The 13058-nt window shown below is 38.1% G+C and carries 12 protein-coding genes; 11 read left to right on the plus strand and 1 reads right to left on the minus strand.

Annotated features, from left to right (window positions below):
* Positions 1-123 precede the first annotated feature (123 nt).
* From AB1H92_RS06540 to AB1H92_RS06580, 9 genes are all read left to right on the plus strand, one after another.
* Positions 124-939 (plus strand): GDSL-type esterase/lipase family protein, encoded by an 816-nt coding sequence (locus AB1H92_RS06540; RefSeq protein ID WP_115361330.1) that lies wholly within the window; start codon positions 124-126, stop codon positions 937-939.
* Positions 940-951: 12 nt separating this feature from the next.
* The gene (locus tag AB1H92_RS06545) at positions 952-1527 is read left to right on the plus strand and encodes a YpmS family protein (protein ID WP_115361328.1); all 576 of its coding nucleotides are present in this window, start codon (positions 952-954) and stop codon (positions 1525-1527) included.
* Between the two features lie 12 nt (positions 1528-1539).
* Positions 1540-2070 (plus strand): peptide-methionine (S)-S-oxide reductase MsrA, encoded by a 531-nt coding sequence (gene msrA, locus AB1H92_RS06550; protein WP_115361326.1) that lies wholly within the window; start codon positions 1540-1542, stop codon positions 2068-2070.
* Positions 2067-2486, plus strand: coding sequence for a peptide-methionine (R)-S-oxide reductase MsrB (msrB, locus tag AB1H92_RS06555; protein ID WP_115361324.1), 420 nt, complete (start codon positions 2067-2069; stop codon positions 2484-2486). The genes msrA and msrB overlap by 4 nt, the downstream gene beginning before the upstream one ends.
* Before the next feature lie 12 nt (positions 2487-2498).
* A complete protein-coding gene (locus AB1H92_RS06560; RefSeq protein WP_115361322.1) occupies positions 2499-2726 on the plus strand; it encodes a YozE family protein in 228 nt (75 codons plus the stop codon).
* A 73-nt stretch (positions 2727-2799) separates the two neighbouring features.
* Positions 2800-3504, plus strand: coding sequence for a purine-nucleoside phosphorylase (deoD, locus tag AB1H92_RS06565; RefSeq protein WP_075527829.1), 705 nt, complete (start codon positions 2800-2802; stop codon positions 3502-3504).
* A gap of 67 nt (positions 3505-3571) precedes the next feature.
* Positions 3572-5068, plus strand: coding sequence for a S41 family peptidase (locus AB1H92_RS06570; protein WP_115361321.1), 1497 nt, complete (start codon positions 3572-3574; stop codon positions 5066-5068).
* A gap of 74 nt (positions 5069-5142) precedes the next feature.
* The gene (locus tag AB1H92_RS06575; RefSeq protein WP_115361319.1) at positions 5143-6036 is read left to right on the plus strand and encodes a GTP-binding protein; all 894 of its coding nucleotides are present in this window, start codon (positions 5143-5145) and stop codon (positions 6034-6036) included.
* 212 nt (positions 6037-6248) lie between these two features.
* Complete coding sequence (locus tag AB1H92_RS06580; RefSeq protein WP_115361317.1) at positions 6249-7184, plus strand: CAP domain-containing protein; 936 nt, start codon at positions 6249-6251, stop codon at positions 7182-7184.
* Between the two features lie 245 nt (positions 7185-7429).
* Here AB1H92_RS06580 and AB1H92_RS06585 read toward each other — a convergent pair whose 3' ends face one another.
* The gene (locus tag AB1H92_RS06585; protein WP_115361315.1) at positions 7430-8779 is read right to left on the minus strand and encodes an MATE family efflux transporter; all 1350 of its coding nucleotides are present in this window, start codon (positions 8777-8779) and stop codon (positions 7430-7432) included.
* A gap of 180 nt (positions 8780-8959) precedes the next feature.
* On the opposite strand from AB1H92_RS06585, the gene AB1H92_RS06590 reads away from it, so the two are divergent.
* Both AB1H92_RS06590 and AB1H92_RS06595 read left to right on the plus strand, forming a co-directional pair.
* Positions 8960-10036 carry an undecaprenyldiphospho-muramoylpentapeptide beta-N-acetylglucosaminyltransferase gene (locus tag AB1H92_RS06590; protein WP_115361313.1) on the plus strand — a complete coding sequence of 359 codons (1077 nt, stop codon included), beginning with the start codon at positions 8960-8962 and terminating at the stop codon, positions 10034-10036.
* Between the two features lie 182 nt (positions 10037-10218).
* Positions 10219-13032, plus strand: a complete 2814-nt coding sequence (locus tag AB1H92_RS06595) for a 2-oxoglutarate dehydrogenase E1 component (RefSeq protein ID WP_115361311.1) — start codon at positions 10219-10221, stop codon at positions 13030-13032.
* Positions 13033-13058 lie beyond the last annotated feature (26 nt).

Raw genomic sequence — 13058 nt, forward strand, 5'->3', positions numbered from 1 at the left:
TCTATTTTGTTAATTTAAATTTAAGATTTTACACTTAAAATATACAGCATAACTGATTAGTCGCATATGCTAAAAGTTAAGGAGTATAACGATTCTTAATTTAAGAAATGAGGAACAAGAAGAATGAGAAAGTTGCTTGTTATATTTGTCTTCTTCTCGTTATTGTTGTCGGGGTGTTATCCAGGAAAATTTAAAAAAATCCCCCCTGCCGAAGAAAGGCCGTATGCAGCATTTGAAAAATGGGAGATTCCAGGGGTCTTTATTCCGAAATCAATTTACGTGATTGGACTTGGTGATTCATTGACGGAAGGGATTGGCGATGAATTAAAAGTAGGCGGCTATTTTGGACGTGTCACAACTGCAATGGAAGAGTGGAAAGGTGTCAAAGACGTTGAAGCGAATAACTTAGCCAAGAGAGGGAGAAGAAGCGATCAGCTTATCTCTCAACTTGAAGATCGTGACGTACAAGAAAAACTTAAAAAAGCCGATATCATCTTGTTTACAATCGGCGGAAACGATGTCATGAAAATTGTGAAACGCGATTTATTTAAATTGAAAATCAATGCATTTTATGAAGAACTTACCCGATTTGAAAAAAGGTTAGACGAAATATTTGGGATGATTCGTGGAGTTAATGGAAATGCCCTGATTATTGTCGGTGGACTTTACAATCCATTCTCAATTGTAGCCGATGAGACAACAGAATTTGATGAGATTCTAGAGGATTGGAACGAAGCGATTGAGGTGCGAACTGTGTTAGACGATAAATCTTGTTTTGTACCAGTTTCTGATTTGTTCTATTCAAATGAGAACATGGTTTATCATACAGATTTTTTCCATCCGAATGCGAAAGGGTATGTACAAATGGCAAATCGCTATATCGAAAGTATTGACAAGTGTAATCTGTTTAAATTATCGGATGGAAACTTTGATATGTAGGGAGCTGGTCGAGTGAATCGTTGGAAAATAGGTTTTTTCATGTTGGCGGGGATTGTCATCGCCGCAATTGTTTATTTGTTTATATTAATCGGCACATCTTCGGAATCCGGACCAGTTCCAAAAGCTCAGGTAATAACTGGCGCTAGTAATACGTTAACAGTTAAAGCGACGAAGGAAGATTTTGAAGGGATTGCGAATACGTATATCCGTAAAGCGATGAATAAAGAGCCACTTCCCGTTACAATGATTGTTGAAGATGATATCATTCTTTCTTCAGAACTTACCGTTTTTTCTTATACAGTGCCTGTGACGATGCATTTTGATCCAATTGTGCAAGAGGACGGGAATTTAATGCTAAAACAATCATCATTAGAAATTGCCGATTTGAACCTTCCGCCGTCTACGGTTTTAAAGGTGCTTAGAGACTCTGTGAAATTACCACCATGGATGATTGTACGGGTAAAAGAAGAAGAGATTTTTATCGACTTAAGCGGTTTACCAATTTCAGGGGATTTACAAGTGAAAGCAAAAGAATTCAACTTGAAAAAAGATGAAATTATTTTGGAAATTGTAATTCCAAGAGAATAGGGAGGCATTCAATTGACACAATCTATCGCAACATTTGCAGGCGGCTGTTTTTGGTGCATGGTAAAACCTTTTGATCGATATGATGGGGTTCAATCGGTTATTTCGGGGTATACCGGCGGTGATATCGAAAATCCGTCATATGAACTTGTTTGTACGAATACGACAGGTCATCGAGAAGCAGTTCAAATTACATTTGATGACAATATCATTTCATACGAGGAATTACTGACCATATTTTGGCGTCAAATTGATCCTACAGACGCTGGCGGTCAATTTTTTGACAGAGGTGACTCGTATAAAACTGCAATTTATACACATTCTGAAGAACAACGGCTTGCTGCAGAAAAATCAAAAAAAGAGTTGCAAGCGAGTGGAAAATTTAATGAACCAATTGCGACAGAAATCTTACCGGCCAAAGTTTTTTATCCGGCAGAGGAAGCCCATCAAGCTTACTATTTAAAAAATCCAGATCATTATCATCGATATGCGATTGGGTCGGGACGTGAACAGTTTAAGAAAGTAAACTGGGGGGATGAAGCATGAAGAAAGATCTTAAAAATCGACTGACAGAGATACAATATTATGTTACGCAAGAAGATGGAACGGAACCGCCATTTCAAAATGAATATGATGCACACTTTGAAGAAGGAATTTATGTAGATATTGTCTCTGGAAAACCTCTCTTTAGTTCTAAAGATAAATACGATGCCGGTTGTGGATGGCCAAGTTTTACGAAACCGATTGAAGATGCTGAAGTAACGGAGCACTTCGATGATTCATTTGGCATGCGTCGAACTGAAGTGAGAAGCAAAACAGCAGATTCCCACCTTGGACATGTTTTTCCAGATGGCCCCGGGGAAGCAGGATTAAGGTATTGTATAAATTCAGCAGCTTTACGATTTATCCCTATTGAAGACTTAGAAAAAGAAGGTTATGGGAAATATCGAAAGTTATTTTAAGGAGCGGTGACGATGAATAGATCATTTTATCAATTCGTTTTATCGTTTCGCGGCGGCGGGAAAGAGGACGAAAGAGCAGTCTTTGCGGAGGAAATGTTTAATGATTTAAGTTTCCCAAAAGATGAAAGGGAGTACGACCTTCTTTCACGTTATGTTGAAGAGATGGCAAATGAACAAATGAAGCCTATCATTTTTGACGAATTGTATAAACTTTATGAAGAAAGAGTATTAAACCGATGATTGGTTCTAGATTGCAAAAAAGATTCGATAAATGTATGATAATACAAGATAATGGAAAGTGAGGAATACTAAAATGAGTATACATATTAACGCAAAAAAAGGTGAAATTGCAGATACGATTTTATTACCAGGAGATCCGTTACGAGCGAAATATATTGCAGAAACATTTTTAGAAGATGTTACAAAATATAATGAGGTTCGAAATATGTTTGGTTACACAGGAACTTACAAAGGTGAGCGTATTTCTGTTCAAGGTACAGGAATGGGTGTTCCATCAATTTCAATTTATATTACTGAGTTAATGCAAGAGTATGACGTTCAAAAGTTGATCCGCGTTGGGACATGCGGAGCAATTCAAAAAGACGTTCAACTACGCGATGTTATCATTGCACAAGGCGGTACAACAAATTCTACAATGAATAATATCATTTTCGATGATATTACGTATGCACCTATTGCAGATTTTGATTTACTTCTAAAGGCTTATCAGACAGGTATTGAAAAAGGATTAAACCTAAGAGTTGGAAATGTTTTCACTGAAGATCTATTTTACAATGAGTTTTCCGACCATGAAAAATTAGCACAATACGGTGTGCTCGCTGTAGAAATGGAAACTTCTGCACTTTACACGCTTGCTGCTAAGTTTGGTCGTCAAGCACTCTCTATTTTAACAGTGAGTGACCATATTTTAACTGGTGAAGCAACTTCTGCGGAAGAACGTCAATTGACATTCAATGATATGATCGAAGTAGCACTTGACGCTGCAATCCAAAAATAAAAGGACAAGAGGCCGCTATTAGGCGGCCTTCTTCTCTTATATTAAAAGAAAAAAGGTGGGGGATGAGATGGAGGAAAAAGAGAACACCAATCGTGACGTTGTCGATGCGAACAAGCCACCTGCCAAACGTTACATCCAATTAAAACCATTCTCTTTTGTAATGCTTGTGTTTGGGCTTATACTAGTAACAGCAGTCATTACATTTTTTATTTTAACGACTGGTGAGGATAAAGTAGTTGAAGTTGTAAAGCCACAGCAACAAGTTCCCGCTCGTCAAGAGTTTCAAAAGTTTTTTGAAGCATATGATGAGATGAAAGATAATTATTTTGAAGATATTGATAAACAATTAGTCATTGATGGTGCTATTAATGGAATGATTGATGCACTTGGAGATCCTTATTCCGATTATTTGAACGAAGATGAAGCGCGTCAATTAAATGAAAGTATTTCATCAAGTTTCGAAGGAATTGGTGCCGAGATTCAAGAACAAGACGGGTATATTGCGGTCGTTTCTCCTATTAAAAATTCTCCAGCTGAAAAAGCCGGGCTCTTACCGAGAGACAAAATCACAGCAGTAGATGGGGAAAGTATTCAAGGGATGTCTTCTTCAGAAGCAGTCCTATTAATTCGTGGACAAAAAGGAACGCCTGTGACATTGACGATTATTCGTAATGGGCTCGATGATCCTATGGAAATAGAAATTATTCGTGATGTGATTCCAATTGAAACGGTTTATTGGGATTTAGACGAGGATGGAATTGGTCACGTGCATATTACAAGTTTTTCAATGGGGACATACGATGAGTTACTTACTGCACTTGATGAAATGGAAGAAGCAGGATTAAAAGGACTCGTTGTTGATGTAAGACAAAATCCAGGTGGTACGTTAGATGGGGCAATTGATATTTCCAATCTTTTTGTTGAAAAAGGAAAAAACATCTTACAATATCAAGGGAAAAAAGGCAAAGCTCAAGTTTTCAGTGCGTCTAGTGGCAGGAAAGTGGACGTACCTGTGTCCGTCATTATTGACGATGGAAGTGCATCCGCCTCTGAAATACTAGCAGGCGCATTGAGTGAGTCTTCCGACATTCCACTTGTCGGTATAACGACTTTTGGGAAAGGAACGGTCCAATCCCCAAAAGATTTACCAGATGGTTCTAACTTAAAATTAACGACAGCAAAATGGTTGACGCCAGACGGTAATTGGATTCATCAAAAAGGCATTAAGCCGGATTTTGAAGTCCCTTATCCGGACTATGCGATGTTACCATTTTTAAATCCTTCTATTGAAATGGAAGAAGGCATGGTATCCACTACAATTGAGTCGGCTGAAAAAATGCTAGAAGCTACAGGATACAATCCAGGTGTAGTTGACGGGCTATATGATGCGGAAACAACAAAAGCAGTTAAAGCGTTACAAGCGGACTTGGATATCGAAATAACGGGAGTATTAACCGGTGACACAACATTTGGTTTAATGAATAAGTTACGTGAGAAAATTGAAAATGATGATCCTCAATTAATGAAGGCCAAAGAGATATTGCTTGAAAAAATAAAGAAATAAATCTTAAATATGCCAAGCGTTCTGCCACTATGGGCGGGACGCTTTTTTCAAAGGCAAACAAGGAGGAACGCAATATGATTGACGTTTATTTATTTAGTGGTTTTTTAGGAAGTGGAAAAACTTCACTTCTATTAAATGTAATTAAACAACTAAAGGAAGAAAATAAAAAACCTGCTGTATTTATGAATGAATTTGGAGATTTACCTGTAGATTCAAAAGCAGTTGAAGGGGAAGTGCCTTTAAAAGAATTACTTGACGGTTGTATTTGCTGCAGCGGCGCTGAGAAGACCGAAGCCCAATTACAAGGCCTTCTACTTGAAAATGAAGATGTTGATGTTATTTTAATCGAAACGACTGGGGCTGCTCATCCAGTAGAAGCGTTAGACGCTGTCTATTCACCATTATTTGCTGATCGCTTGCAAGTTAAGGGGATTGTAACAGTAGTCGATAGCAAACTTTGGTTGAATCGCAACCAGTTGTCGCCGCGAATTCGTGCGTTATTTATGGAGCAAATTAAACATGCACATATTTTACTAGCGAATAAAGCAGATTTATTAACAGATGAAGAACTTGCGAATGTGACAATGGAACTGTCTCACTTTAATACAACTGTACCGATTATACAAACAATTAATGGCAAAATGTCATTTGCTCATATTGAGAAAATGCTTCAAAGACCTAAAGATAAAGTAACGAAAGAGATTGTTACAGGTGCTGGATTACCACTCTCTTCAAAACTAATCACATTTACAGATAGTGTAGAGATGGAAGCTTTTGAAAACTGGGTGAAATGTTTGCCGGACACTGTTTATCGCATGAAAGGGTTTGTACCTGTAAAAGGGACTAAGAATCCTTATTTATTTCAATACGCATATGGAATGGTTCATTGGATGCCAGAATATATCCAAATGGAACCACGTTTGGTAATTATCGGAGAGAATATTGATGATATTCACTATCCAAAATAGGATTACTACTATCATTAATTGATAGAAATTCGAGTTCTGTCAACCCGTACTTACTTGTAAAAAAAAGTTTTGTCTCCAGTCATATCCAATTTTTTCACTTATAATCTTCCTCCCTATCAGTTTTCCAACATAATTGGTTTTGTTGGTAAAACTATCCGCTCAATCAAAAAATCATAGACGTTATGATAGATTGCGAAGGGAGGAGTAAAGTGATGAAAAAATCGATTGCGATCATCTTACTCGGTTCGGCACTATTATTACCGAACAATTCAAGTGTAGAAGCTTCATATTCTGATAAGGCGGTACAAGTTCAAAAAGTAGAGCAAATTAACTGCGTTGCATGGGATGGAAAACAATACGATTTTAAAAATCTATTGAATAAACAATTTACAAATCATTCATTCTATTTTAATTGGATAGACTTTGTTAATAAATATACAAAATCACCAAAACCAACGCCAACTAAGCCTGCAGAAGAAGTAAGTGAAAAAGAAACACCAAAAGCTGAGGCACCTGAGGTTAAGGAGCCAGAAGTTGAGGAGACTCCTAAAGTGGAAGAAACTCCTGAGGTTGTAGAAAAGCCAGAAGTTGAACAAGCTCCTGAAGCTGTAGAAAAACCGGAAGTTGAACAAGCTCCTGAACAAACTCCAGAAAAAGAGCAAGTTCCTGAGAAGCCTTCAACACCAGAAGCAGCGCCTACACCAACAGTACCAGCACCAACACCAGAGAAACCTGCAAAGCCAGTTGAAGAGGCTAAACCAAATGCTTCTATTTCTGCCATTGAACAAGAGGTATTAAACTTAACAAATGCAGAAAGACAGAAAGCTGGTCTAGCACCATTACAAATTGATCAGAAACTAATGGACTCAGCACGTGCTAAATCTAAAGACATGTCAGTGAATAGATATTTTTCACATACTAGTCCAACTTACGGTTCACCATTTGATCAAATGAAATCATTCGGTGTTACGTATCGTTCAGCAGCTGAAAACATTGCAATGGGTCAACGTTCTGCACAAGAAGTTGTTAAAGCGTGGATGGAATCTCCAGGTCATAGACAAAACATTTTAACGCCAAACTTTACACATATCGGCATTGGCTATGATGCAAATGGTAATTACTGGACACAACAATTTATACAAAAATAATAGCACAATCAATTAACAATTCCTTTCTCTTACAAGAGAGAGGAATTGTTTTTTTGATGGCGATAATTTACATAATAATATTATGTTCGCGGAATTGGTTGTGAATGCCGATATAGACTTTTGCTAAATCAATATTTTAGGAACCAATGAGTTGTTGATGTGTGAGGTGAACTCGCCATGTATATCTGGATGTTTTGCCGTTCGAATATAAAACCTCTCACTTAACTAAAAGTGAGAGGCTGCTGTTAACTAACAATATGTTTGTTTTGAATATATCGAAGTCTGAAAGATAACGTGATGGCACCAAATGTTAAGCCAGTGATAAGCCCAATCCAATAGCCGTAAGGTCCAATGTTTGTGAAGTTCGCCATCGCAAATCCTATTGGTAAACCAATGACCCAGTAAGAGACAATCGCCATAATAAAAGTAATATTGACATCTTTGTAACCTCTTAAAGCACCTTGGACAGGTGCTTGTATTGCATCGGAGAGTTGGAAAAAGGCTGCATAAATAAAGAAATGAACCGATAGTTTTACAATATCTAAATCAGTTGTATAAAGTCCGGCAATCTGTTCGCGAAATAAGAGTAAAATAGCAATTGAAATAAAGCTAAATAATACTGCAACACCGATACTTAAATAGCTGTATTTTTTTGCATCGAGATATCGGCCTGCTCCAATTTCTTGTCCAACAAGAATCGTCGTCCCCATTGAAATGCTTAACGGAATCATATAAAGCAATGAAGTAAAGTTTAAGGCAATCTGATGGGCTGAAATAATGGCTGTTGAATAATTTGCCATGAGCAATGTAACGACGGAGAATATGCTTATTTCAACAAAAATTGAAATTCCTATCGGAACGCCAATTACTAAGATCTCTTTCCATTTTTTAAATGATATTTTACCCCACTGTTTAAATAGATTAAACGAAAGAAATGGGCCAAACTTTGAAGCAGTTGCGCAAGCAATAAAAAATACGAGCCAATAGGTAATTGCTGAAGCATATCCCGCTCCAGCGCCTCCTAATTCTGGAAAACCGAAACGACCGTAAATTAGTAAATAGTTCAACAGAACATTTATCGGTGCGGATAACAGGATAATTGCCATTGAAACACGCGTTTCACCTAACCCATCGAAAAACGATCGTAAAACCGCATAGCCAAAAAGAGGAAGAAGGCCTAAACTCATTCCGAATAAATATTTCGAAGCGACAATTCGTACGGGTTCTTCAAGCGGCATCGCTTGTAATATAGGGGCAACAGCAAATTGTATGATTAAAAAAACTATTGCAGAAAGCGCTATAGACACGTATAGTCCTTGTTGGACAGAGGGTCGAACTTCTTTTTGATTTTTAGCTCCAATATGCTGTGCAATAATTGGGGTGAGGGCCATTAAAATGCCAGCAAGCCCCGTATAAACTGGTACCCAAAATGACGATCCAATCGTAACGCCTGCAAGATGGTATGTATCGTATCGTCCAGTCATAAGGATATCAAAGAAAGAAATCATATACATTGCGATTTGGGTAATTAGAATAGGCGTAATCACCCTCATCATATTTTTTGATTTGTTTTTTGAAATTAAAGTTGTTTTCATCTATCAATTCACCTTTCATTAAATGACTCGAATAGTAGTGTAACATGAATTCTTTGGTATACTAGGGAATGGCACAGAAATATTTAACTTGACGTGAAATAAGTTACGCTTTTATATAGTATAGGTAGCGGAATGAATGCTCAAAGTATAATAAATTAGATTAGACGAGGTGAAACAACCATGAAAAGACCGATTATTTTATTAACCGGTGGCGGAACGGCAGGGCATGTGTCGGTCAACGAAGCGCTTATTCCAGTGTTTCAAGAACGTGGTTATGAAGTACATTATATAGGTTCTCATGATGGAATTGAAAAAGAATTAATTGGGAAACGTTTTCCTGATGTCACATACCATGCGATTCAAAGTGGAAAGCTACGACGTTATTTCTCCGTGAAAAATTTTACAGACCCGTTTCGAGTAGGTGTTGGCTTATTGCAAGCACTTTCTGTCATCCGAAAATTAAAACCTGAACTTATCTTTTCAAAAGGTGGATTCGTGTCTGTTCCTGTCGCATTAGCAGGTCAGATAGCTAGAATTCCTGTCGTTATTCACGAATCAGATGTCACGCCAGGGCTTGCAAATAAACTAGCAGTTCCTTTTGCAACACATGTATTTACGGTATTCGAACAAACGTTAAAGTATCTACCTCAAAATAAATCCACCTGTTCAGGTGCAGTCATTCGACCAGAGCTATTTACCGGCGTAAAAGAACTGGGCTTAAAACGAGTTGGTTTTAGTGGGAGTAAGTCAGTTCTAATTGTCATGGGAGGTAGTCAAGGATCAAAACTATTAAATGATGCATTAAGAAATGAATTAGATGTTATCACGGAAACTTTTGATGTCATCCATTTATGTGGCAAAGGTCATTTAGATACTTCATTAAATGCACACAGACATTATAAGCAGTTTGAATATGTCACGACGGAGTTGCCGCATTTATTAGCCGCATCTGATTTTGCAATTTCACGAGCTGGTTCGAATGCAATTTTCGAACTACTAGCGCTTGAGAAACCGATGTTGCTTGTTCCTCTTTCGGCTGCCAAAAGTAGGGGAGACCAAATACTAAATGCCAAGTACTTTAAATCACTAGGTTTGGCGTATGTCCTTGAAGAAGAAGAAATCGCTGTTCGACCTCTTTCAACAGAATTGCTGGCATTAAAGAAAGATGAACAGCAATTAAAGACTCATATGAAAAATAATGAAGGGCCAAAAACGCCAGAAGAAATGGTCGAATTAATCATGACTTATAAAAAGTAAATAAGAAATCGCTAGAAAAACGTCAAATTACTCGCAAAATACCGGAAAATTACCTTTTTTCATATAAAAGTCTATTAGTTCGTGCTAAACCCTTTAAGTTCTAGTCTTTGCATGGTAAAATTAACAAGGAATGAAAAATATAAACACAAAATGCCTTTTGGCAAATGTGGAGGTCATTGTACATGTCGAAAAATTTAGGTACTCGATCCCCTTATGATGCGTTTACAGGGCCAAACCTTGGGTACGTAATGGAAATGTATGAATTATTTAAGTCTTCCCCTGAGTTAGTTGATGATGAACTCGCGGAAATGTTTAACCGCTTCGGTGCTCCTGTTGAAGATAGCGGTGAACATGTAGCAATCGAAGGTTCAGTTCAATCAACGAATATTGGTAAAGTGATTGCTGCTTTTAAGTTACAAGAGGCAATCCGTACATACGGACACCTTGCAGCTGACGTTTATCCGCTCGGCGATCGTCCAAAAGATTTAACGCGTATTGAATTATCTTATTATGGTTTATCCGAAAAAGACTTAGAAGATATGCCAGCAAGTTTATTCTTAACGCATGTACCTGCACATATTGAAAACGGTCTCGAAGCAATCAATTATATGAAATCACTCTATACTGGTAAGATTTCCTATGAATTTGCACATGTAATTGATGAAGAAGAGCGACAGTGGATTCAATCTAAAATTGAAAACGGAGAAGTATCCGCTCAATTAACGGCTGATGAAAAGAAAGCGCTTTTAGAGAAATTAACTAAAATTGAAGGATTTGAAAAGTACATACACCGTACGTTTGTCGGTGCAAAGCGATTCTCTATTGAAGGGCTTGATACACTTGTTGTCTTACTAGATGAGCTTGTCCGTCGTTCTGAAGAGAATCAAGTGAAGAAAATGTTAGTCGGTATGGCACACCGTGGCCGTCTGAACGTGCTTGCACATATTTTGAAAAATCCTTACGAAATGTTCTTTGCACATTTTGCAGGGGTTTCCGATCAACCATTTCTACCAACAGACGGTTCATTAGAAACAACGCGTGGTTGGTTCGGAGACGTTGTCTATCATTATGGTTCCCAATATAATAGTCCTTCAGGTATGAAGCGTTTCCTTGCTTACAATCCATCACATTTAGAAGTAGTGAATGCAGTTGTAACAGGTCAAACACGTGCTGCACAGGAAGCCAAAAGTAACGTTGGTCATGCTATTCAAGATACAAACTCTGCGTATGCGGTTCTTGTGCATGGGGATGCAGCATTTCCTGGTCAAGGCGTAGTACCTGAAACATTTAACTATAGCCGTGTCAGAGGCTTTCAAACAGGTGGTTCCATTCATGTAATTGCCAACAATATGATTGGTTTTACAACTGAACACTATGATTCTAGGTCAACACATTACTCTTCTGACCCAGCAAAAGGTTTTGAAGTACCTGTCATCCATGTGAACGCCGACTGTCCAGAATCAGTCATTGCAGTAGCAGCATTTGCATTTGAATATCGCCAAAAGTTTGGGAAAGATATTGTAATAGATTTGCTTGGATACCGTCGTTACGGTCATAACGAAATGGATGAGCCACTCGTTACAAATCCAATGATGTATCATAAAGTACATCAACACCCAACAGTGCGTGAGATGTATGGTAATCTACTAACTGCCCAAAGTGTTGTAACTGCTGAAGAAGTAGAGAAGCTTGATGAAGATACATTTAAGCTTATGCAGCAAGCACATGACGTAGTGAGGGATCATCCGAGCGCGAAAGATAAAGAAGGTAAAGAAATTGTCATCCCGGATGAAGTGTTAGCTGGATATCCTGCTGAACTTGAAACAGGTGTTGCTGAAGAAAAACTACGTACAATGAACGAAGAACTACTTGATTTCCCGGAAGACTTTAATGTTTTTGGCCGTCTCGTTCGTATATTAAAGAGAAGAGAAGAACCATTTAAAGGTAATGGGAAAATAGATTGGGCACATGCTGAAACACTTGCATTCGGTTCTATTTTGCAAGATGGAAATCCAATTCGTATAACAGGTCAAGACGTTCAACGTGGAACGTTTGCGCACCGTCATCTCGTTTTACATGATGAGAAAACTGGAGAAGAGTACTTGCCACTTCACCATATTAGTGGTGCAAATGCATCATTTGATGCTTTTAATAGCCCACTTACAGAATCAGCGATTGTTGGTTATGAGTATGGCTATAACCTTGAAAACCAAAAAGCTTTATCAATTTGGGAAGCCCAGTACGGAGACTTTGCCAATATGGCACAGGTGATGTTCGATCAGTTTATATCTGCCAGCCGATCGAAGTGGGGGCAACAATCTGGACTCGTTATGTTATTACCACATGCACATGAAGGTCAAGGGCCAGAACATACAAGTGCTAGACTAGAAAGATTTTTACAAATGTCAGCAGAAAATAACTGGACAGTTGCAAATCTATCTAGCGCGGCAAACTATTTCCACATTTTACGTCGTCAAGCGAAAATGCTAGGTGAGCCATCAATGCGCCCGCTCGTTATCGTATCTCCAAAGTCACTGTTACGTCACCCATTGGTTGGTGCTGATGTTGAAGATTTAACAGAAGGTAGTTTCCAAACTGTTCTAGAGCAACCTGGAACAGGAACCAAGAAAACTAAAGTTGAACGGATTTTATTCGCAAGCGGTAAAATGGCTATCGATTTAGCTGAACAAGTAAAAGATGGTGAAGGATTCGACGATATTCATATTGTTCGTGTTGAGCAACTTTATCCATTCCCATCTGAAAAGATTCAAGAGATTGTTTCACGCTATTCAAAAGTAAAAGAACTTGTTTGGGTACAAGAAGAACCGAAAAACATGGGTTCATGGTCATTTGCATATCCGTATATTCAAGAGATTGCAGGCAACAAAAAGGTTTCCTATGTTGGACGTCCACATCGTTCGAGCCCATCAGAAGGAGACGGCGCATCTCATTCAATTGAACAAAAGCGTATTATCAATGAGGCTTTAAACCGTTAACACGGTATATTTAAAGGAGGAAATTA

It is taken from the genome of Sporosarcina pasteurii, assembly GCF_041295575.1.
GTDB lineage: Bacteria > Bacillota > Bacilli > Bacillales_A > Planococcaceae > Sporosarcina > Sporosarcina pasteurii.

Bases quoted from the DNA above. Each gene is read 5' to 3' on its own strand.
- AB1H92_RS06540 (WP_115361330.1), top strand. From the start codon at position 124: ATGAGAAAGTTGCTTGTTATATTTGTCTTCTTCTCGTTATTGTTGTCG.
- AB1H92_RS06595 (WP_115361311.1), top strand. From the start codon at position 10,219: ATGTCGAAAAATTTAGGTACTCGATCCCCTTATGATGCGTTTACAGGG.
- deoD (WP_075527829.1), top strand. From the start codon at position 2,800: ATGAGTATACATATTAACGCAAAAAAAGGTGAAATTGCAGATACGATT.
- AB1H92_RS06585 (WP_115361315.1), bottom strand. From the start codon at position 8,779: ATGAAAACAACTTTAATTTCAAAAAACAAATCAAAAAATATGATGAGG.
- AB1H92_RS06580 (WP_115361317.1), top strand. From the start codon at position 6,249: ATGAAAAAATCGATTGCGATCATCTTACTCGGTTCGGCACTATTATTA.
- msrB (WP_115361324.1), top strand. From the start codon at position 2,067: ATGAAGAAAGATCTTAAAAATCGACTGACAGAGATACAATATTATGTT.
- AB1H92_RS06590 (WP_115361313.1), top strand. From the start codon at position 8,960: ATGAAAAGACCGATTATTTTATTAACCGGTGGCGGAACGGCAGGGCAT.
- AB1H92_RS06570 (WP_115361321.1), top strand. From the start codon at position 3,572: ATGGAGGAAAAAGAGAACACCAATCGTGACGTTGTCGATGCGAACAAG.
- AB1H92_RS06575 (WP_115361319.1), top strand. From the start codon at position 5,143: ATGATTGACGTTTATTTATTTAGTGGTTTTTTAGGAAGTGGAAAAACT.
- AB1H92_RS06560 (WP_115361322.1), top strand. From the start codon at position 2,499: ATGAATAGATCATTTTATCAATTCGTTTTATCGTTTCGCGGCGGCGGG.